The sequence below is a fragment of the Stackebrandtia albiflava genome (genome assembly GCF_007994225.1).
GTDB classification, from domain to species: domain Bacteria; phylum Actinomycetota; class Actinomycetes; order Mycobacteriales; family Micromonosporaceae; genus Stackebrandtia; species Stackebrandtia albiflava.
The window spans coordinates 1138678-1159322 of the sequence record NZ_VLLL01000006.1 but is presented as its reverse complement, the minus strand read 5'-3'; the positions used below and the strand labels follow the sequence as shown (position 1 = coordinate 1159322).

Genomic DNA, 20645 nt, shown 5'->3' with positions numbered 1-20645 from the left:
CACCGCCGCCGGGGTCAGGTGTTGCCGGTGAGGATGTCGGCGAGGTCGAAGTCGACCGCCTCGTCGAGCTGCGCGTACGTACAGGAACGGGGTTCCCGGTCGGGCCGCCACCGGACGAACTGGGCGGTGTGCCGGAACCGGATCCCCTCCATGTGGTCGTACTTCACCTCCACGACCCGTTCCGGCCGCAACGGCGTGAACGCCAGGTCCTTGCCTGCCGCCCACCGGCTGCCCTCGGCGTTGCGAGGCGTCCGTTTACCCTCCTCCTGGCGTTCCCACGCCCAGGGATGGTCGTCGAAGGTGGTGACCAGGGGTTGCAGTTCCTGGAACAGTTCGGCGCGGCGGGCGGCGGAGAACGCCCCGATCACCCCGACGCTGACCAGGTCGCCGTTGTCGTCGTACAGGCCGAGCAGCAGCGACCCGATGCGGTCGTCGCCCGACTTGTGGGTGCGGTATCCGGCGACGACGCAGTCCGCCGTCCGGGTGTGCTTGAGCTTCCACATGACCCGCTTGTCGGGTTGGTAGGTGACGGTCGCGGGTTTGGCGATCACACCGTCCAGGCCGGCGCCCTCGAACTGCGAGAACCAGCGGGCCGCGACCTCCGGGTCGTCGGTGACCGGGGTCAGGTACACCGGTGCCTTCGCGGCGCGCAACGCCTTCCGCAGCGCGTCACGACGGGCGGCGAACGGTTCGGCGGTGAGGTCGGTGTCGTCGAGGGCGAGCAGGTCGAAGGCCACGAACGACGCGGGAGTCTCCCGGGACAGCAGGTCCACCCGGGACTGCGCCGGGTGGATGCGTTGTTGCAGCGCCTCGAAGTCGAGCCGGTGGCCGCCGTCGGCGATGAGCACGATCTCCCCGTCGACCACGCACCGGGGCGGCAGTTCGGCCTTGAACGCCGTCACCAGCTCCGGGAAGTACCGGGTCATCGGGCGTTCGTTGCGGCTGCCGATCTCGACCTCGTCGCCGTCGCGGAACACGATGGACCGGAATCCGTCCCATTTGGGCTCGAACAGGTGCCCTTCGGTCGGGATCTTCGCGACGGGCTTCGCCAACATGGGTTTGACCGGCGGCATCACGGGCAGCTGCATGGCCCCATCCTGGCGCACCCGCCCGTCCCGCGCCCCACTTTCCCGGCCCCCGGCCTCCCGGCCTCCGCTTCCCGCTTGCGCCTCCCGCTCCCCTTGCGCTTGGTCCCCGCCGGCTTGGTCCTCGCCATTGCGCACTCGGTCCTCGCCAAACGGGCACATTCCAGACATATAGACATGAACCGGGCACGGGGCCACCGTCGGGCGGGGACCAAGCACGACCGGGCGGGGACCAAGCGGAACAGAGGGCGGCGGTGAACCGGGTCAGGCGTCGGGGACTCGGGGGCCGGTGGCGAACACCGGTTCCCACAGGTCGCCGTGGCGTTCGATCCGTTCCAACACCTGCTCGGGGCTGAACCCGCCGTTGAAGCCCGGTTCCAACTCGTCCCACGTCACCGGCGTCGACACGGTCGGGTTCGGCTGGTTGCGCAGCGAGTAGGGGGCGACGGTGGTCTTGGCGGCGTTGTTCTGGCTCCAGTCGATGAACACGCGACCGGTCCGGTGGGTCTTGCGCATGTTGGCGGTGATCAGGTCCTCATGGGACTCGGCGAGTTCGTACGCGATGCGGCGCGCGTAGCCCGACACCTCCTCGTCGGTCTGCTCGGCGGAGATCGGGCAGCACAGGTGGATGCCCTTCTTGCCGGAACTCTTCGGGTACGCGGTCAAGCCGTCCTCCGCCAGCCGGTCGCGGAGGATCCCGGCCACCTCCACACACTCCGGCATCCCCGCACCCTCGCCCGGGTCGAGGTCGGCGACGAGCCGGTCCGGACGGCGTTCGTCGTCCCGGGCGGTGAGCTTCCACTGGAACGGGTGCAGCTCCAGGGCGGCGAGGTTGCCCAGCCAGGCGAGGGTGGCGACGTCGTCGACCATGACGAAGTCGAGCGAGTCACGCCCCTTGGACGAACCCGGGGTGGGGATGTTCTCGGTGTGCACCCAGTCCGGTGTCCCCTTAGGCGCGTTCTTCTCGTAGAACCGCAGGTCACCGATGCCGTCGGGGTAGCGGATACGGGTCACGCAGCGCTCGGCCAGGTGCGGGAGCAGCACGTCGGCGATCTTGACGTAGTAGTCGATCACCTCGCCCTTGGTGAATCCGTCACCCGGATACATCACCTTGCCCAGGTTCGTCAGGGTCAGGTGCCGACCTCCGATGGTGACGTCGGTCCGATCGTCCGCCATGCCGCCAGCCTAGAACGGGGAGGCCGCCGATATCACCGTTTCACGGATCGAGAGGCATGAATGCGCCGGCCGCCGGGGCGATCGGTACCGTGACGCCGCCGGCAACCACGCCGACCTGCGCCGACCCGCCGCACCGGGTGCGGTTCAATGAACGACGTGACGACCCAGGAAGCCGGGCGCGCGGTGGCGCTGCGCGCCGCGTACGACGCCCAGATACGCACCCGCATGACCGTCCACGACCCCGAACGCGAGACGGTCGAGACGGTCGGCCCGATCCGGCGCAAGACGGTGGCGGGCGCCCGCGGCTACATCACATACCGTGACCTCGACGGTCTCTCCGGAGACGACCTCGACTCGTTCATCGCCGCGCAGCGCGACCACTACGCGGCGATCGGCGCCTCGGTCGAGTGGAAGTACCACAGCTACGACCTCCCCGAGGACCTGCCGGAACGGCTCACCGCCGCCGGATTCGTCGCCGAACAGCCCGAGACCCTCGCACTCGGCGAGGCGGCCGACCTGGCCATCGCGCCACGGACGCCCGAGGGCGCGACACTACGGGAGATATCCGCCCCCGCCGACCTGGAACGGGTGCGGTTGCTGGAGGAGGCGGTGTGGAACACCGACCACGGCTGGCTGCCGGAGGCCCTGGCTGCCGAGATCAGTTCCGACACCGACCCCGTCGTCGTCATCGCCGCGGAACACGGTGAGGACCTGGTCTGCGCGGCGTGGATACGGTTCCACAACGGAACCGAGTTCGCCGGCCTGTGGGGCGGCTCCACGATGCCGGAGTGGCGGGGCCGTGGCGTGTACCGCGCCGTCGTGGCGCGGCGGGCGCAACTGGCGTTGGCGCGCGGGTTCGGCATGCTCCAGGTGGACTCCTCACCGGACAGCGCCCCGATCCTGGAACGACTTGGCATGGTCCCGGTCGCGACCACCGTCCCCTATGTCTGGCGGCCGTCCACCGAGGTCGCGGGCGGCTGACCGGGAGCGCCCCCGCTCGCCCGCAGTGCGCGGGGGCCACCACTCCTCCTCCCCGTGGCTTCAGCCTATGTGCTGGTCGGGGGCGGTGTCGAGGGCGCTCGGACCCGGCTGTGGATAACCCACCGGTTGTGGACAACGCCGCCGGGCGGCCCCGTGCCGGGTGGCTCGACGCCACCCGCCGCGTGCGGCGACGACCCGCCGGCACGATCATCCACAGTGGGCGCAGCCCTGCCGATCACGGCGGCGCCCCCGCGATTCCAGTCCCCCGAACGCAAAAGACCGGATCGCCACGGGGGAAGCGATCCGGTCTCTGTGGATTCAATCACACGACCTCCCCTCCGGCATCCACCGAACGGACGAGATGAATCCACTATTCAGGCAGCATTCGGACAATCCGGCTGAATCAGCGTTAACCCGGCGGAGCCGGGTCGGAAACCCAACCAACGGAGCCGGGTCCTGAGCCAGGCCGCAACGCCGCACGCCCCGCCCATCACGGAAGCGCCCGGAACCCCGGCCACACACGGCAAACGGCCCGTCCCGTCCACGGTCATCCCGCCAGCAGCTTCAACGTGCGTTCGATCTTCACGTCGTGACTGTTGTACATGTCGAGGGTGGACAGCTCGTCCGGCCGGTACCAGCCGAAGTCGGTCGCCTCCACGGTCCGGGAGGGCTCTGGTGAGTCGCCGTCGAGGTGTCCGACGTAGACGAAGCACACCCACTCGCCGGGGTCGGCCGCCTGGATGACCCGGTTGTCGTAAACGCCGGCGAGACCTTCGACGGACACCTCGACCCCCAGTTCCTCCCTGCACTCGCGCACCGCGGTGGCCGCGGAGGTCTCGCCGACCTCGCAGCCGCCGCCCGGCATCGCCCATTGGCCGGTGTCGAACCGTTCGAGCAGCAGGATCCTGCCGTCGTGTCCCAAGATCAGCATCTCGGCGGCGGTGACGGGTGTGGCGATATCGAGCGGTCCGAAGTCGCGTGGCCGGTACTCGTGTCCGATCGCGTCGGCGGCCAGTACCGCCCGCGCGGTGTCGCCGACCCGCCGGTACCGTTCCCGGTTCCACGGGTCGGTGGTGGAGTCCCGTCCGCTGTCGGCGATCTCGACCGATTCGGCCAACAGTTCGCGGATCGTCGAGTTGATGCGGAACGGGGACTCCAGGACGTCCCGCTCGGCCCCGGCGAGGATGTACCCGGTGAGGGGATCCGTCACGGTCGCCGTCTCCGCCGGGCACAACGGCACCGCGAAGGACTCCTCGGGCACGAAGGTCACGTCGACGACGTACGTCAGGTGGTAGGTGTGACGCTGCATGAGTCCCGCCGAGATGCTGTCGCAGATGCCGTGCGGCACGGGTACGACCTCCTCCCCCGGCATGACGCGCCGGGCGAGTTCCCGTACGGCGGCCTCCGGGTCCTGCGAGACGGGGACGAACCCGTGCGGCATGGCCGCGTGTCCGTCGTCCGCCACCGTCAGCAGTACACCGTCACGCTGGTGGCTGAGGATGAGCACCACCGCGAGCAGCGGCGTCCACAACCGGTCGGTGGCGGGTAGCCCGGCGAGGATGGTCTCGGTGTCGCGCCGGTCCACCTCCGCCAACACGCCCGCGCCGATCCGCCGCAGCCGGGTGAAGCGCGCCTCGTCGGCGTCGTCGGCGTCGTAGAACAGTCCGTTGTGGGCCTCGGCGAGGATCTCCTCGGCCAGCATGGCCACCCGGCGTTCCTGCGACCCGATGTGGGTGTCGTCGGTCATAGCGGTCCACGCTACCCAACCGGGCGCGGCCCGCCGGGCGGCGTCGTCAGGTCGCCGCGCGGTCGAAGCTCAGTTCCGGAAGCGTCTCCATCCCGGCCAGGACGTGCCCGGCGCGGGCGGCGGGCTGTTTGGCCGCGACCACCGCGTCGCGCAGCAACTCCCCGAGCCGGACCAGGCGTTGCAGCCGGGGCTGGGACGGCATCCCGCCGGAACCGGCGAGCGCGATGGTGGGGCTGACCTTGATCCGTCCCGAGCTTCGCGGCGGTGCCCACAACGCCCACAGGTCGGGGTCACCGGGCTCGGCGACGAAGTAGGGGACGTCGCCGCGTTCGAGCTGTTCCCGCTCGGCGGGGTGCGGTGACCAGTTCGGCGGCTCGGCCCCGGTCGTGATCCGGTGCCACAGCACCTGGCGGTACTCCACGTCGGGCCGCAACGAGACCCTGCTCAACAGGACGGGGCCGTCGGCGAGGAAGTCCGCGATGCGGTCGTGCTCGCGGCAGATGAGCGTCCACGCGTCGAACATCCCGGTGAGGAAGTCGGGCAGTTGTCGATGCCGGTCGATGTCGCCGGGGCCGCGGAGGGGTCGCATCCGGCCGGGCACCCGGATGAGCCACCACCGGGTTCCCGCGCGCCGCAACCGGACGGGGGCTCCGGTCGGTCCGGCGCCGTGTTCCCATCCCGCCGCCGTGACCATCCGGTACACCTCGCCGGCCTCGGCGCGCAGCACGTGTTCCAGTCCCATCGACATGCACTGGTACCGGCCGTGGCGTCCGCCGGGGCGTTCGGACGTCCATCCGGTGATGCCGAGTGCGCCGCAGGCGGCCGTCAACGCGCCCGCGCGCCGCCAGTACCCGGGTCCGGTGACGGCGGTGGCGGGGCTCGGGCCGCCGCCGAGCCATTCGTGCCAGCTGTAGCAGTCGGCGTCGTCTCCGCCGCCGACCCAGCTGCGGACGGTGGGGAGCCTGACCGGCCCGGAGGCGGCGGGCAACCGGTTGAGCATGTCGAACACCGAGGCGGGCGGTTCCTCGGGCTCGGCGACGGCGAGGAACCGGTCCGGTCCGTGTACCGGCTGCGGCCGGTAGGCGATCACGCCGCCGCCGTCGAGGCGCACCCGGATGAGTCGTTGGCCGCCGTTGTGGCTGTGCCCGTCGGGGACCGACAGGTGGACGACGGTTCCGGTGAAGCGCCGGTCGGCGGGCCAACCGGCCACCGCGTCACGGCTGAACCGGTACAGGAAGAGTTCCAGGGACCGCAGGTACTGGTGGCGGCGCGTGGCGACGTGTTTGGCGACGTCGGGCAGGGCGTCGGCGGCGCAGGCGGTGAACGCCTCGACGACGAGCGGCCCGAACAGGTGTCCGTTGTCGGGTGACAGGACGCCGTGGGCGACGGTGTCCCGGTAGAGCGCGGCCATCCGTTCGCACCAGGCGGCGACGGTCTCGAAGGTGTCGCGGAGCGGACGGAACCGTTCCATGCGGAGCACGGCCGCGACGAACCCGGCCGCGGCCTCGCCGGCGGGTTCGGAGTCCTGAGTGGTGCCGTCTTCGTCGATGACGGTCTCCAGGGGTGGGAACAGCGGCCCGGCACGGCCTCGGGCGACCGCCTGGACCACCCGCCCGATCGTCCCACCCGGCTCGTTCCGCGCCACCTCCACGGTGGTCTCCCAGATCACCTCGGTCACGATTCCCCTCCCCTGAACCCGACGATCCCCCGCGATATCCATAGCAGACAGGCGATCGCTCGACAGTGCTCGGTGGTTCGTCAGTGATGTTAGACAGTGGATTCCGGTCCCGCCGGGTCTCGATATCCGTCATTCGGGTGCAATACGGACATATCCGTCGATGTGAGTGGCGGCCTTTCGGACGGTTTAACCGGACGATCGGACGACTCCGCGGGTCACGCCGGGGCGCGGCCGGGTGTTCATCCGGCCCGGTAGGCCCAGGTGGGCGCCTCGTCGGGGTGGCCCACCCAGGCGAGGTGTCCGTCGGGTCGCACGAGGATCGCCCTCCCCGTGTCGGCGGCGGGCGCGACCACGTCGAGGTGTTCGGGTGGCGGCCAGGCCGGTGTCGTGGCGGTGGGGCTGACGAGGACGAACCGGCGTCCCGCCGTCCGCCGGTACAGTGCGGCGGGGCCGTCGCGGGTCTCCACGGCCAGGTCGGGTACCCGTTCGCCGACCCGGCGGTGGGCGCCGGGCGGGGCGGGGTAGCGCACCGCGAGGCCGCTGACCATCCCGGTGACGCGGCCGGACACGGTGGCGGTGCGCAGGGCGGTGGTGGCGGCGGTGTCGCGGAGGCGCCGGACGACGGGGGAACGCAGCAGCGCGAGGCGGAGTATGACCCCGGTGGTCATGAGGACGGTGCGGCCGACGGGGTGTCGTTCGGCGTGGTAAGAGTCCAGCAGCCGGTCGGGTGCCCACCCGCCGACCACGGCCGCGAGTTTCCAGCTCAGGTTGGCGGCGTCCTGGATTCCGAGGTTCATGCCCTGGCCGCCGGCGGGTGAGTGGACGTGCGCGGCGTCGCCGGCCAGTAGGACACGGCCGACGCGGTAGTGGGGCACCTGGCGTTCCTCGGAGTCGAACCGGGACGACCAGTGCAGCTCGGTCAGGCCGAGGTCGGCGCCGAAGACGTCGATGATGAGGGACCGGACCTCGTCGAGGGTGGGTGGCGCGTCGGTTCGGGGTGTCCGGGTGCGGCGGCCGAGGAACCGGTGGCGGCCGTCGCCGAACGGGGCGGTGAAACCGAATCCGGCGGGTCCGGCGACGAGGGTGACGGGTCGGGCGGGTGGGCGGGTCAGGGTGACGTCGGCGAGGGTGACCCGTTCGACCGCGAACCGGCCGGGGAACGGCAGGGCGAGGAGGCGTCGTACGGCGCTGTGGGCGCCGTCGGTGCCGACGAGGTATCGGCCGCGGTACCGTCCGGCGGTGGTGGTGGCGGTGACCCCGGTGTCGTCGTGGGCGAGGGCGGTGAGTTCGGCCTCGTGGACGATGACGGCGCCGGCGCGTTCGGCGCGGTCCCGCAGGATCCGTTCGGTGTGGTACTGCGGCGTGATCAGTACGAAGGGGTAACGCGACGGTAGGCGGGACAGGTCGAGGTCGACGCGGCCGAGGAGTTGGAGTCGGGGTTGGGTGGTGCCGGTGGCGATCAGGTCGTCGGCGATTCCGCGGGCGTCGAGCATTTCGAGGGTGCGGGCGTGGACGGCGAAGGCGCGGGTGAGGTTGGATTCGCCGCCGCGTTTCTCCAGGACGGTGACGTGGACGCCGCTCTCGGCGAGGTCTCCGGCGAGCATCAGGCCGGTGGGGCCGGCGCCGACCACGATGACCTCGGTCTCCTGTGGGGTCATGTCGGGCTCCCAATTCATCAGGTGATGAATTAATTGAACCGCGATCCGCCCCGGCTGTCAACCGGTCCGGGGTGATCGGCGCCGACGCCGGGGTCAGAGGCGGGTGGAGTCGAGTGCCTCCACGGTGGTGAGGAAGTCGGTGATGAGGCGTACCACCTCGCCGGGCCGCTGGGTGACCATGCCGTGTGAGGCCGACGCGATCTCCTGCACCCGCAGCAGCGGGTTGCGGCGCGTCGCGGCGTCGAGGTCCTCACGCAGGCCCCGGCGGTAGGCCGCCATCAGGGCCGCGAACCGGTGCGGCGCCCCTGGCGGGTCCTCGGTCGCGAGTACGACCAGGAACGGCACGGTGACCTCGGCGAGGGCCGGAACACCGTCGCGGAACCAGTCGAGGTCGCGGAGCGCCTCGGCGTCGGCGCGCCCGAACCGGGTGTAGCGGTCCCCGTCGCGTTCCACCACCGTGCGGGGGCCGAGCGCGTCGGCGACCCCGGGCGGCAGCGGCAACGCCAGCGCCGCGGGCTGGGCGTCGAACATCTCCCGCAGCGCGGCGAGGTCGGCGTCGCGCCGGTCGGTCGGCATTCCCCGGTAGTGGCCGGGATCGGTCTCGGCCGAGCGGTGACCGTCCAGGCTCACCCCCGCGACGATCCGGGCGTCGGCCGACGCCCAGTGCGCGGCCAGCATGCCGCCCAGCGAGTGCCCGGCGACCGCGAACCGGTCGAGTCCCAGACTCCCGGCGACGGCGGTGAGGTCGGCGAGGAATCCGGCCAGTTCCATCGGGCCGTCGCCGGAACGGCCGTGGCCGCGCAGTTCCGGCGTGACGACCCGGAACCGGCCGGTCAGCTGCGGGATCAACGGCCGGAGCCCGTCGGCGCTGCCACCGCCGCCGTGCAGCAGCACCAGGTCCGGTCCGGTGCCGCCGTGGTCGAGCACCGCGACGGGGACGCCGTCGCCCTCGACGGTGATCTCGCGTGGTTCGGTCATGGGTACTCCTGTCGTGGAGGGGACGGCTTCACCGAGTGGAGCCGGTGGGGCGGGTGCCGGGTCGTGAGAGCCGGGCGGACACCGAGGCGGCGCTGACGCCGCCGTCGGGGTGGCGGTCGAGCTTGCCGCGGGTGAGCAGGTCGGCGACTCCCTGCCGGGTGATGCCGAGCATCGCTCCGGCGGTCGCGTAGGAGACCGATTCGGCGGTGGGGTGTCCGGCGCGGGCGGCGACCGCCCGGCCCAGCGGGGTGGACCACCATTCGCGGGGTGGGTCGAAGGCGTCGTCCCCGGGGTACAGGGCGGAGACGAGTCGCGCGGCGGTGGCGCGCGCGGCTGCGTCGGTGCCGTCGAGTAGCCGGGCCGCCCACGCCTCGCACTGGATGCGCAGGGCGGCCTCCAGTACGGCCGTGGTGTCGCCGGTGTCGGCCTCGCCCAGCAGGATCTCCAGCGGGTCGAGCAGGCGGGTCCGCATCAGGCGGCGCAGGTCGTCCACCAGTGCGACGTGTCGTTCGGTGCTCACGCGAGACAGCCTACCAACTACTTGACAGTCACTGTCAAGTAGTACGAACCGCGCCGGTCACGCCCCGGGCCGGACCGCCAACGGCAGCGTGAACGTCACGTTCTCCACCGCGACCGGCTCCTCCACCACCTCGACCGGCCCGAGGCCCCGCAGGTGCGCCAGGACCTCGTCCACCAGGCGGGGCGGCGCCGAGGCGCCAGCCGTCACGCCGACCACCGACACGCCCGACAACCACTCGGGCCGCAGCTCCCCCACGTCCTCGATCAGGTGGGCCGGCGTCCCGCCCTCCGCCGCCAACTCCACGAGCCGCCGCGAGTTCGACGAGTTCGCCGAACCCAGGACCAGCACCAGCTCCGCCCGGCCCGCGATCTCGGTCAACGCCGCCTGACGGTTGGACGTCGCGTAACAGATGTCCTCCACCGCCGGACCACGCAACGCCGGGAACCGCTCCCGCAACGCCGCGACGATGCGGCCGGTCTCCGACACCGACAACGTCGTCTGCGTCAGGTACGACACCCGCCGCGGATCCGGCACCTTCACCGTCGCGACGTCCGCCTCCGACTCCACCAGCACGATGCCGCCCGGCACCTCGCCGAGCGTGCCCTCGACCTCCTCGTGACCGGAGTGGCCGATCAACACCACGGTGTCACCGCGCCCGGCGAACCGGCGCGCCTCCTGATGCACCTTCGCCACCAGCGGACACGTGGCGTCGATGACGTCGAGGTCGCGCGCCGCGGCCGCCTCACGCACCACCGGCGACACGCCGTGCGCGGCGAACACCACACACGCGCCGTCCGGCACCGCGTCCAGTTCGGACACGAAGACGGCACCCCGCGCCTCCAGGTCGGCCACCACGTGTGTGTTGTGGACGATCTGCCGCCGCACGTACACGGGGGCGCCGCGTTGCCGCAACGCCAACTCGACGATCTCGATCGCGCGTTCCACCCCGGCGCAGAACGACCGGGGGGACGCCAACAGGACAGTACGCACATCCATGTTCAGCCGGGCCTCTCCTCAGTGGTCCCGCCGGGTCACCAGCCGCGCCAGGGCGGCCAGCTCGGCGGTCGGTCCGTCGGGCAACTCCGCGACCGCCAACCGGTCCATCGCGAGGTCCAGCAGCGAGTCCGCCTGGCCGGTGCTCCACGCCCGGCCGCCGGCCTCCTCGATCAGCCGCGCCGCCCGCGCCTGATCGTCGCGGTCCAACTCACCGCCGCCGTGGTACAACTCCGCCAGCTCCACCGCCTGCGGCGACCGCGAGTTCAGTGCCGCCACCACCGGAAGCGACTTCTTCCGGTTCCCCAGGTCCGAGTGCGCCGGTTTGCCGGTCAACGCCGGGTCGCCCCAGATGCCCAACAGGTCGTCGACGAACTGGAACGCCAGGCCGAGCAGGCCGCCGAACTCCGCGAGCGCCGCCACGCGCGCCCGGTCGCCGCCGCCGTACAACGCCCCCAGGGCGCACGCGCAGCTCAGCAACGCGCCCGTCTTGGACTCGGCCATCGCCCGGCACTCGGCCACGCCCACATCGTCACGGGACTCGAAGGCCATGTCGACGCTCTGACCGTCGATCAGCTCCTGCACGGTGGCGTTGACCATCCGCACCGCCTCCAGGGCGTGCGGGTGACCGCTTCCGGCGACCACGTCGACCGCCAGTGTGGACAGTGCGTCGCCCGCCAGGATGGCGTCACCCCGGCCGAAGACCGTCCACGCGGTGGGCCGGTGGCGGCGGGTCGTGTCACGGTCGATGACGTCGTCGTGCAACAGCGAGAAGTTGTGGACCAGTTCCACCGCGACGGCCACCGGGACCGCCGCACCGCCGGTGGCCCCGACCGCCTCGGCGCACAACACGGTCAGCGCCGGTCGGATCGCCTTGCCGCCGGACTCGCGGACCGGCGTGCCGTCGGCGTCCCACCACCCGAGGTGGTATCCGGCGATCCGGCGCATCGACGGCCCCAGGGTGTCCACGGCGCCGCGCAGCGCCGGATCCACCAGTCGCCTGGCGTGGTCGATGACCTCGGCTGCGGTACGCGTACGGCCGGCTTGGACGGTTTCCATGTACGGTGTGCCCCCTTCAAGGGTCGGGCGGGCGGGCATGACGCGGTGGGCAGCCGTGCGACGGGCGCGTCCGGTCCCGTGACCGGACGCGACACGTGGTGCCGGGCGGCGGCTGCGGCCCGCCCGGCACCGTGTGGGGATCAGGACTCGTGCCGTCCGATCTCGACGTTCTCCAGCACACCCAGCGCGTCCGGGACCAGGACCGCCACCGAGTAGTAGGCGCTCACCAGGTACGAGATGATCGCCTTCTCGTTGATGCCCATGAACCGCACCGACAGGCCCGGCTGGTACTCGTCGGGCAGCCCCGTCTGGTGGAGGCCGATGACGCCCTCGTTGTCCTCACCGACACGCAGACACAGGATGGAGCTGGTGCGGCTCTCGGTGATCGGGATCTTGTTGCACGGCAGCAACGGGACACCGCGCCAGGTCGGGATCAGGTTCCCGTTGAACTCGACGCTCTGCGGGTACAGGCCGCGCTTGTTGCACTCGCGGCCGATGGCGGCGATCGTGTGCGGGTGCGCCAGCAGGAACTGCGCGTTGCGGCGGCGGGTCAGCAACTCGTCGAGGTCGTCGGGGGTCGGCGGACCGGTGCGGGTCGAGATGCGCTGCTTGAAGTCGGCGTTGTGCAGCAGGCCGAAGGCGCGGTTGTTGATCATCTCGTGCTCCTGCCGTTCCCGCAGGGCCTCGATGGTCAACCGCAACTGCTGCTCGATCTGGTCCATCGGCTCGTTGTAGAGGTCGGCGACCCGGCTGTGGACCCGCAGGACCGTCTGGGCGACGCTGAGCTCGTACTCGCGAGGGCTGAGGTCGTAGTCGACGAAGGTACCGGGAAGGTCCGGTTCACCCTCGTGACCGGCGGCCGTCTCGATCGCGGCCTCACCGTACTGGTCCTGCGGCGCACCGGATCCGGCTCGGAACGCCTCGACGTGGTCGCGCAGCGTCTCGGAACGGTCCAACAGGTCCAGGAAGGACTGGCGCGTGATCATCATGACGGTGCACGCGGTGTCGGCCTTGACGGTGTAACGCCACTTGGCGTCGGCCTCGACCAGGCCGTCCTCACCGAAGTAGTCGCCGTCGGCGATCACACCCAGTTCGGTCGGGTGACCGTACTTGCCGTCACCGATCTTCTTGGCCTTGCCGTGCGCCATCAGGTACAGGTCGTCGGTGTCGCCACCGGTCTCGGCGATGACCGCCCCCGGCTCGAACTCCTGCTGGACGAAGCGGCCCGCCAGCTCGGCGAGCACCTCCTCGTCACCGAAGTCGCGCAGCAACGGCAACTCCCGCAGCTCCTGCGGTACCACCCGCACCTCGCTGCCGACGTTGGTGAACGTCACGCGGCCGTCGCCGACTGTGTAGCTGAGCCGCCGGTTGACCCGGTACACGCCGCCGGCCGTCTGCACCCACGGAAGGATCTTCAGCAGCCACCGGGACGAGATCCCCTGCATCTGGGGAACGGACTTGGTCGTCGTGGCCAGGTTCCGGGCCGCGGCGGTCGACAGACTCTGACTACGGCGCTCTTGCTCGACGGCGGTGTTGGTCGCAGGCACTTTGCCCCCACTCGTGTGTTTGGGAAAGAAGGGCCGGTCGTTCGGGGTCTCGATCGACCGGTGTTGGTTTCGCGGTGGAAGCGTACGGGCAGATCCCGGTTACCCACGGTAGGCCGCGCCGGACGACGCGCGTGTCGTGACCGTCCGGGGAACCGTGCCGCCGCAATGAATCGAAGATCATCGTCGCGCGCGGCCACCCGGCGACTCCCGCGACCATGACATAGCCTGCACGGATGAGCGATCTCGACATCTCCCCGCCGTTGCGCGAGTGCGGCGGCCGTGAAGGCGTCGGCGGGCGGCCGGTGCGGGAACTACTGCCGGGGCGGCGCGTCCCTCTCGGGGAGAGCACCGTCGTGCGGCGACTGCTGCCGAGTCTGGGGCGCCGCATGATCGGCGCGTGGTGCTTCGTCGACCACTATGGACCCGATGACGTCGCCGACGAACCCGGGATGCAGGTCCCGCCGCACCCGCACACCGGACTGCAGACGGTGAGCTGGCTGCGCGACGGCGAGATCCTGCACCGGGACAGCATCGGCAGCCGGCAGGTACTGCGTCCCGGCTCCCTCGGGCTGATGACGTCGGGAGCCGGGATCGCACACTCGGAGCAGTCGCCCGCCTCGCACGGAGACGTCCTGCACGGGGCACAACTGTGGGTGGCGTTGCCGGAGGAACACCGCCACACCGCACCGGGCTGGGACCACCACACCGATCTGCCGGTGGAGTCCGGCGGCGGTGTCACGATCCGCATCGTGTTGGGGGAACTGGCCGGGCTCGTGTCGCCGGGGGCGGTCTTCAGCCCGCTGGTGGGCGCGCAGCTCGACATCTCCGCCGGCGCCGCCACGACCCTCCCCGTCGAACCGGACTTCGAGTACGCCGCCCTGGCGATGCACGGCCGCGTCGATGTGGACGGTGTCCCGGTCGAACCGGGTTCACTGCTGTACCTGGGATGCGGCCGTGACCGGCTGTCGATCTCGGCCGAACACGCCGGCGCCGTCATGCTGCTGGGCGGCGAGCCGTTCGAGGAGAAGATCGTGATGTGGTGGAACTTCATCGGCCGCACCGGCGACGAGATCCGCCGGTACCGGGACGACTGGGAGAACGGGGAACGGTTCGACGTGGTCACCGGGTACGCGGGCCGACGGCTCGCGGCGCCACCGCTTCCGGATCTGCCACTGAAGCCGCGGGGCCGCCAACGCTGAACCACCTCCAACCGCCCCTCACCTCCGAATCCGCTTGGTCCTCGCCGTGGCGCGCTTGGTCCCCGCCGGATCGCGCTTGGTCCCCGCCAGAACCAGCCAGAACCAGACATTTCGGTACAGTACGTATCATATCGGGCACGCGGTGGCCACGGGGCGGGGACCAAGCGGAACAGGGGTGGGAGGATCGGTGGGTGCCTGAGAGTCAGACCGCGCACGGGGATTCCATCGGACGGGCCGAGACCGCCGAGACCGCCGCGCCCACCACCCCGTCACCCGACACCACCAACACGGCCGCACGCCCCGAGCCGCCACGAGTGGTCGCGCGGCCGGTCGGCGATCCGGTCGAGTTCCACGCACTCACCCACAACGCCGGAAACCAGGCCACCGGCGGCATCTGGCGCGTCACCGGCACCACCGGAACGGCCGTCCTCAAGATCGCCACGCCCGGCGACGCCACCGGAACGGGAGGCGGCTGGGCGCCGGGCCGGGACCCGCGCCACTGGAACTACTGGGCGCGCGAGGCACTGGCCTACCGGACCGGGTTCACCGCGCGGTACCTCGCCGACTCCCCGTTGCGCGCTCCCCGGCTGCTCGCCGAGGCCGAACGCGACGACGGCTCGGTGGAGCTGTGGCTCGAAGACGTGTCCGGGCGACCTGCCACCGACTGGGACGCCGAGCGGCTCGGCCGGTTCGCCCGTGACCTGGGTACCGTGCAGGCACGCTGGACCGATCCCGCCGACCATCCCGAGTGGACCTCGGTCGGCTGGCTCCGGGCCTACGCCGGCCGGTGGGGTGTGACAAGGGAACCCGACTGGGACGACGACCGGGTGACCGCCGTCTGGCCCGAGGACGTGGTGCGGGGCGTCGCCGAACTGTGGCACCGCAGGCATCGGTTGTTCGACCTCGCCGAGGCGCTGCCGTCGACACTGTGCCACCTGGACGTGTGGCCCATGAACCTGATCGGCCGGGGCGACGACACCGTCATGCTCGACTGGTCCTTCGTGGGCCGGGGCGCCGTCGGTGAGGACATCGGGAACCTCATCCCCGACACCGTGGCCGACGGACTCATGGACGCCGATCTGCTGCCCGACTTCGCCGAGGCCGCGACCGACGGCTACATCGCCGGGCTGCGGGACGGCGGGTTCCCCGGCGACACCGACGCGGTCCGGCGCGCGGTTGCGATCTGCGGCGCCGCCAAGTACTGCTGGCTGGCCCCGCGCATGGTGGAGCGACTGTTGTCGGGCGGGCGGGTCGGCTCCTCCCACTACGGGACGTACACCGACGGCGCGGCCGTCATGCGCGGACGGTTGACGATGATGCGGCTGCTGACCGACTGGACCCGACTCGCCCTGGAGTGACGACCAGGCTCACACCGTCTCCGGTGCGCGGGACTCGGGTCCGCGCACCCGCCGCACCGAGGGTTCCAGGAGCACCGCGAGCCCGAACACCGCGACGATGAACCCACCCGCGACCAACACCTCCTCGGGACCGAACCGCGCCGCCAACGGCCCGGCCGCCAACTGCCCCACGGGAAGCGCCACGAACGAGCCGAGCATGTCGTAGGAGACGACCCGGGACAACCGGTCGGGCGGGATGTGGGCCTGCAACGTCGACTCCCAGTTGATGCCGAACACGCTGTGCCCCAGGCCGGACAACACGAACACCACCATCAGCACGCCGAAATGCGGGAACGCGCCGAGCGCCACCAGCATCGGGACGTCGCACAGTATCGCCGCCATCCCCGCCACCAGCGGCCGGTCGGGCCGCCACCGCAGCATCAGCAGCGCGCCCAGGATCAGGCCGACCGCCTGTGCCGACGCCAACGCGCCCCACGCGACCCGCCCCAGTGCCTCGTCGGCCACCAACGGCCCCAGGGTGCCGAACCCGCCCGCGTACACGGCGTTGATGACGCAGAACGCGACCACGACCACCCACACCCAGCGCCGGGACACGAACTCCCGCCAACCCTCCCGCAGTTCCCGGACCGTGGAGGGCCGGACGCCGCCGTGTTCGCGGGCGGGCAACCGGAGCCGGGCCACGAACAGCGCCGCGACCGCGAAGGCCGCGGCGTTGACGGCGAGCCCCCAGCCGGAACCGGCGAAGCCGACGACCACTCCGGCGAGCGTGCCGCCGCCGACCATCGCGGCGTTGCGGGTCAGACCGGACAGCGCGTTGGCGGGGCGCAGTTCGTCCCGGTTCACCAGTTGCGGCACCATGCTCGCCATCGCGGGCATGGTGAAGGCCGCGGCGACGCCGTTGACGGCCTCGATGGCGGCGATGTGCCAGACGTCCGCGGCGCCGGTGATCAGGAGGGTCGCGGCGGCGGCCTGAGTCAACGCGCACAACGTGTTCGACGCCAGCAGCACGGTCTCGCGACGGAACCGGTCGGCGGCGACGCCTCCGAACAGGATCAGCGTGACGTTGGGGACGGTCCGGGCCGCGAGCACGAAACCCAGCGCGAGCGGGGAGTCGGTCAGGTCCAGGACGGCGAACGCCACCGCGATGGGCGCGATGGCGTTGCCGAGTACGGAACTGAAGCGGGCGGCCAGGAAGTAGCGGAAACCCCGGTGCCGCAACGGACCGGTGGGCGGCCGGAGGAGGCGGCGCGGCGGTCGGGGATCGTGGCCGGACACGGCGGGCAGCCTACCGGCCACGGACGGTGCCGTCCACCGGGTTCACCGGCTGCGGCCGGATTCCGAACCGGTCGCGGTCACAGTTCCAGCATCTCGATCAGCGGCTTCGGGTCCTCGCGGACCTCGGTGCCGGTGAACCGGCCGGTGACCCGTCCGGCGTCGAGCACGCACAACCGGTCCGCGGTCGCGATCGGCCACTGTGGTTGCGGTGCCGCCAGCAGGACCGCCATCCCGGACTCGGCGAGCCGGCCGACCGTGGAGCGGATCTGTTCCACGATGACCGGCGCGAGGCCCTCGGTGGGTTCGTCGAGCACGAGGAGGCGCGGGCCGGTGAGCAGTGCCCGGGCGATCGCGAGCATCTGCTGCTCGCCGCCGGACAGCAGGCCGCCGTGGTGTCGGCGCCGCGCCGCCAGTTGCGGGAACATCTCCCACATGTCGTCGACGGTCCATGCGGAGTCGCGGCGCCGCGCGATGGCCAGGTGTTCGGCGACGGACACCGACCCGAAGACGCGGCGGCCCTGCGGCACGTAGCCGATGCCCATCCGGGTGCGGCGGTGGGTGGGGCGCGACGTGACGTCCTCGCCGTCCCAGCGGACCGCGCCGCCAGAGGCCGGCAGCAGACCGGCGACGGCCTGGCACAGTGTCGTCTTGCCGGCCCCGTTGTGGCCGACGACGGCGGTGACGCCGCCGGGTTCGACGGTCAGGTCCACGCCGTGCAGTACCGTCCCGCCGTGGTATCCGGCGGTCAGTCCCGACAGTTCCAACAGGCTCATGCCGCCGTCCCCAGGTACACCTCGGCCACCTGCGGGTCGGCGGCGATCTCTGCGGGGGTCCCACTGGTGAGGGTACGTCCGTTGTGGAGGACGGTGACCGTGTCGGCGATCGCCGTCACCACGTCCTGATGGTGTTCCACCAGCAGGACCGTCAGTTCGGCGGGCAGTGAACCCAGGCATTCCAGGAGCCGCGCCATGTCGGCGTCGGTGAGCCCCGCCGCCGGTTCGTCCAGCAGCAGCAACCGGGGACCCGCCATGAGCGCCATCGCGATCTCCAGCAGCCGGCGCTGCCCGTGTGAGAGCGCGGACGCCGGGGTGTCGGCGCGGTCGGCGAGGTTGAGGGCCGCCAACTGCGCGGTGGCGCGTTCTGCGAGTGCGGCGCGCCGCCGCGACGGCCGCCAGCGTGACGTGGCGTCGTGCGGCCGGGCGGCGAGTGTCAGGTTCTCCAGGCACGTGAAGCTGTCGAGCGGCGCCGGGGTCTGGAAGGTGCGGGCGATGCCGAGCCGGGAACGCCGGTGGGCGGGTTTACGGGTCACGTCGGTCCCGGCGAAGGCGATCCGGCCACCGGTGGGCCGCACCGCGCCGGCGACCATGTGCAGCACTGTGGACTTCCCGGCGCCGTTGCAGCCGATGAGGGCGTGCCTGTCGCCCTCGGCCAGGGTGAGGTCGAAACCGTCCACGGCGCGCAGGCTCCCGAAGTCGCGTCGCAGTCCGGTGATGGTGAGCAGGTCCGTCATGTCGCCTCCTTCCGTCGTCGCAGCCCGATCCGTTCCAGTACGCCCGCGAGCCCGCCGGGCATCAGGTACACGGCGGCGATGAACAGGGCGCCCAGCACCAGCGGTCCCTGTCCGGGCAGGTACGCGGCGGTCCAGTCCCGCAACAGGATGACGGCGCCCGCGCCTACGAGCGCACCGCCGAGCGAGGCGGCGCCCCCGATCACCACGGCCATCAGGACCAGGGCCGAGATGCTGAAGCTGACGTCGGAGGGGAACACCATGCGTTGACTGGTCACCAGCAGCGAACCGCCGATTCCGGCGATCATCCCGGCGAACACGAAGACCCCGAGCAGGTAGGCGCCCACCCGGTGGCCGTCGGCGCGCATCCGCGCCTCGTTGTCCCGTACGCCTCGCACCAGGGAACCCGGTGTGGAGCGCGCCGCCCAACCGGCCAGCGCCGTCACCACGACCGCGACCGCGAGGCAGTACCAGTAGACCGCCGGTTCGTCCACGAGTGGTTCCAGGCCCCAGAACGGCACCGTCGGGTCGAGCCTGCCGCTGCCGTCGGTGCCGCCGCTGACGGCCTTCCACTGTTGCGCGGCCTGCGCGGTCAACTCACCGACCGCCAGGGTCAGCATGAGGAACACGACGCCGCGGGTGCGGACGACGGCGGGGCCGATGACGGCGCAGAACACCGCGGCGGCGGCGCCCGACGCCAGTAGTAGGACCGGTGCCTCGGTGACACCGGCGCGGATCAGCACGACCGTCGTGTACATGCCGAACGCGTAGGGCGCCACCTGTCCGAGGCTGGGCAGGCCCGCGGTCCCGGTGAGGACCGCGACGCTGACGGCCAACAGGCCCAGCGAGATGATGCCCGACAGCGACGAGAGCGTGTAGGCGTCGACGGCGAACGGCAGGGCGGCCAGCGCGGCGACGGCCAGGGCCGTCCAGACGCGGGTGTCGAGGAGCAGCCGGGTCACGTCGTCCTCCCTCCCACCAGGAGTTGCGGGGGACGGCGCACCAGCAGCGCGACCGCCATGGCCGCGAACAGCAGGTACGGGGACCATTCGGGGGCGAGGGCCACACCGAGCGTGTGGACCTGTCCGACGAGCAGCGCGGCGACGAACGCGCCGCCGATCGAGCCGAGCCCACCGACGACGACGATCACGAGGGACTGCAGCAGCACGGTGTTGGCGGCGTGCAGGCTGGGGCCGAGGATCGGTGCGCCGAGGGCTCCGGCGAGGCCCGCCAGGGCACCGGCCACCGCGAGCACTCCGGCCAGGACGAGCTTGGGGTTGACGCCGAGCGCGGCGACCATGTCCTGGTCGTCGACCATCGCGCGCACGAGCGCGCCGACGCGGCTGCGGGTGACGACGAGCCATCCGGCGGCGGCGAGCAGTCCGGCCGCGCCGATGAACAGCAGGTGGTAGGCGGGGTAGTTGTGTCCCAGGAACACCACGGGTTGTTCCAGCACGTCGGGGAGGTCGGGGCGCAGTTCGGCGGAGCCGAAGACCTGCACGAGCAGGTTCCCGACCACCATGGACACTCCGAAGGTGAGCAGTGCCTGCATCATGTGGCCGCGCCCGGCCAGCGGCATTATCGCCCCCGACAGGGCACCGCCGAACACGGCTCCGGCGGCGGTTCCGGCCAGGGCGGCCAGCACCAGGCCCCACCAACTGCCGTCGGTGACCAGGTACGCGGCGTAACCGCCGACCATGAAGACGGTGCCGTGGGCCAGGTTGAGGACGTCGGCGACTCCGAACGCCAACGTCAGTCCACTGGCGACGGTGAACAGCAGCAGGCCGTAGGTGACGCCGCCGATGACATGGGGCAGATAGGCGTCCAGCAGATCCACTTCGCCGGGACTCCTTGTCGGGCTGAGGGGGCACGGGGGTACGACGA

18 protein-coding genes are annotated in these 20645 nt (G+C 71.5%); 3 read left to right on the top strand and 15 right to left on the bottom strand.

All coding sequences use genetic code 11. The features are described 5' to 3' along the window. Positions 1-14 precede the first annotated feature (14 nt). Complete coding sequence (locus LX16_RS16255; protein WP_147139751.1) at positions 15-1088, bottom strand: ATP-dependent DNA ligase; 1074 nt, start codon at positions 1086-1088, stop codon at positions 15-17. Positions 1089-1349: 261 nt separating this feature from the next. Beyond that, positions 1350-2261 (bottom strand): non-homologous end-joining DNA ligase, encoded by a 912-nt coding sequence (gene ligD, locus LX16_RS16250; RefSeq protein ID WP_147139749.1) that lies wholly within the window; start codon positions 2259-2261, stop codon positions 1350-1352. A 147-nt stretch (positions 2262-2408) separates the two neighbouring features. On the opposite strand from ligD, the gene LX16_RS16245 reads away from it, so the two are divergent. Next, positions 2409-3242, top strand: coding sequence for a GNAT family N-acetyltransferase (locus tag LX16_RS16245; protein ID WP_147139747.1), 834 nt, complete (start codon positions 2409-2411; stop codon positions 3240-3242). A 547-nt stretch (positions 3243-3789) separates the two neighbouring features. On the opposite strand, the gene LX16_RS16240 is transcribed toward LX16_RS16245, so the two are convergent. The 8 genes from LX16_RS16240 to LX16_RS16205 all read right to left on the bottom strand — a co-directional run bounded on the left by LX16_RS16240 (position 3790) and on the right by LX16_RS16205 (position 13422). Continuing rightward, on the bottom strand, positions 3790-4989 hold the full coding sequence (locus LX16_RS16240; RefSeq protein WP_147139745.1) for an NUDIX hydrolase N-terminal domain-containing protein: 1200 nt from the start codon (positions 4987-4989) through the stop codon (positions 3790-3792). Between the two features lie 46 nt (positions 4990-5035). After that, positions 5036-6667 carry a glycoside hydrolase family protein gene (locus LX16_RS16235; protein ID WP_147139743.1) on the bottom strand — a complete coding sequence of 544 codons (1632 nt, stop codon included), beginning with the start codon at positions 6665-6667 and terminating at the stop codon, positions 5036-5038. A gap of 239 nt (positions 6668-6906) precedes the next feature. Then, positions 6907-8325, bottom strand: coding sequence for an FAD-dependent monooxygenase (locus tag LX16_RS16230; protein ID WP_147139741.1), 1419 nt, complete (start codon positions 8323-8325; stop codon positions 6907-6909). A 93-nt stretch (positions 8326-8418) separates the two neighbouring features. Further along, positions 8419-9303, bottom strand: a complete 885-nt coding sequence (locus LX16_RS16225; protein ID WP_147139740.1) for an alpha/beta fold hydrolase — start codon at positions 9301-9303, stop codon at positions 8419-8421. Positions 9304-9331: 28 nt separating this feature from the next. Further along, entirely contained in the window at positions 9332-9823 is a 492-nt protein-coding gene (locus LX16_RS16220) for a hypothetical protein (RefSeq protein WP_211354530.1), read from the bottom strand. 57 nt (positions 9824-9880) lie between these two features. Next, on the bottom strand, positions 9881-10819 hold the full coding sequence (gene ispH / locus LX16_RS16215) for a 4-hydroxy-3-methylbut-2-enyl diphosphate reductase (protein WP_147139736.1): 939 nt from the start codon (positions 10817-10819) through the stop codon (positions 9881-9883). Positions 10820-10837: 18 nt separating this feature from the next. After that, positions 10838-11875: a family 2 encapsulin nanocompartment cargo protein polyprenyl transferase gene (locus LX16_RS16210; RefSeq protein WP_147139734.1), complete on the bottom strand. Its 1038-nt coding sequence runs from the start codon at positions 11873-11875 to the stop codon at positions 10838-10840. Between the two features lie 140 nt (positions 11876-12015). Then, positions 12016-13422 (bottom strand): family 2B encapsulin nanocompartment shell protein, encoded by a 1407-nt coding sequence (locus LX16_RS16205; protein WP_244615846.1) that lies wholly within the window; start codon positions 13420-13422, stop codon positions 12016-12018. Positions 13423-13655: 233 nt separating this feature from the next. Here LX16_RS16205 and LX16_RS16200 point away from each other — a divergent pair, with 233 nt between their 5' ends. Beyond that, positions 13656-14621: a pirin family protein gene (locus LX16_RS16200; RefSeq protein WP_147139732.1), complete on the top strand. Its 966-nt coding sequence runs from the start codon at positions 13656-13658 to the stop codon at positions 14619-14621. Between the two features lie 191 nt (positions 14622-14812). Then, on the top strand, positions 14813-15979 hold the full coding sequence (locus tag LX16_RS16195; protein WP_147139730.1) for an aminoglycoside phosphotransferase/kinase family protein: 1167 nt from the start codon (positions 14813-14815) through the stop codon (positions 15977-15979). Between the two features lie 9 nt (positions 15980-15988). On the opposite strand, the gene LX16_RS16190 is transcribed toward LX16_RS16195, so the two are convergent. The 5 genes from LX16_RS16190 to LX16_RS27180 form a co-directional block, all read right to left on the bottom strand. Next, positions 15989-17254 carry an MFS transporter gene (locus tag LX16_RS16190; RefSeq protein ID WP_158645630.1) on the bottom strand — a complete coding sequence of 422 codons (1266 nt, stop codon included), beginning with the start codon at positions 17252-17254 and terminating at the stop codon, positions 15989-15991. A gap of 77 nt (positions 17255-17331) precedes the next feature. Further along, positions 17332-18021: an ATP-binding cassette domain-containing protein gene (locus tag LX16_RS16185; RefSeq protein ID WP_147140822.1), complete on the bottom strand. Its 690-nt coding sequence runs from the start codon at positions 18019-18021 to the stop codon at positions 17332-17334. A 2-nt stretch (positions 18022-18023) separates the two neighbouring features. Further along, on the bottom strand, positions 18024-18764 hold the full coding sequence (locus LX16_RS16180; RefSeq protein ID WP_147139725.1) for an ABC transporter ATP-binding protein: 741 nt from the start codon (positions 18762-18764) through the stop codon (positions 18024-18026). Continuing rightward, positions 18761-19723, bottom strand: coding sequence for a branched-chain amino acid ABC transporter permease (locus LX16_RS27185; protein ID WP_211354528.1), 963 nt, complete (start codon positions 19721-19723; stop codon positions 18761-18763). Before LX16_RS27185 ends, LX16_RS16180 begins: the two co-directional genes overlap by 4 nt. Then, the gene (locus LX16_RS27180; RefSeq protein ID WP_244615845.1) at positions 19720-20598 is read right to left on the bottom strand and encodes a branched-chain amino acid ABC transporter permease; all 879 of its coding nucleotides are present in this window, start codon (positions 20596-20598) and stop codon (positions 19720-19722) included. The genes LX16_RS27185 and LX16_RS27180 overlap by 4 nt, the downstream gene beginning before the upstream one ends. Positions 20599-20645: the final 47 nt, after the last annotated feature.

Excerpts from the sequence above, each read along its gene's own strand:
- LX16_RS16225 (WP_147139740.1), bottom strand. The coding sequence starts at position 9,303 with ATGACCGAACCACGCGAGATCACCGTCGAGGGCGACGGCGTCCCCGTC.
- LX16_RS16255 (WP_147139751.1), bottom strand. The coding sequence starts at position 1,088 with ATGCAGCTGCCCGTGATGCCGCCGGTCAAACCCATGTTGGCGAAGCCC.
- ligD (WP_147139749.1), bottom strand. The coding sequence starts at position 2,261 with ATGGCGGACGATCGGACCGACGTCACCATCGGAGGTCGGCACCTGACC.
- LX16_RS16245 (WP_147139747.1), top strand. The coding sequence starts at position 2,409 with ATGAACGACGTGACGACCCAGGAAGCCGGGCGCGCGGTGGCGCTGCGC.
- LX16_RS16240 (WP_147139745.1), bottom strand. The coding sequence starts at position 4,989 with ATGACCGACGACACCCACATCGGGTCGCAGGAACGCCGGGTGGCCATG.
- ispH (WP_147139736.1), bottom strand. The coding sequence starts at position 10,819 with ATGGATGTGCGTACTGTCCTGTTGGCGTCCCCCCGGTCGTTCTGCGCC.
- LX16_RS16180 (WP_147139725.1), bottom strand. The coding sequence starts at position 18,764 with ATGACGGACCTGCTCACCATCACCGGACTGCGACGCGACTTCGGGAGC.
- LX16_RS16230 (WP_147139741.1), bottom strand. The coding sequence starts at position 8,325 with ATGACCCCACAGGAGACCGAGGTCATCGTGGTCGGCGCCGGCCCCACC.
- LX16_RS16200 (WP_147139732.1), top strand. The coding sequence starts at position 13,656 with ATGAGCGATCTCGACATCTCCCCGCCGTTGCGCGAGTGCGGCGGCCGT.
- LX16_RS16210 (WP_147139734.1), bottom strand. The coding sequence starts at position 11,875 with ATGGAAACCGTCCAAGCCGGCCGTACGCGTACCGCAGCCGAGGTCATC.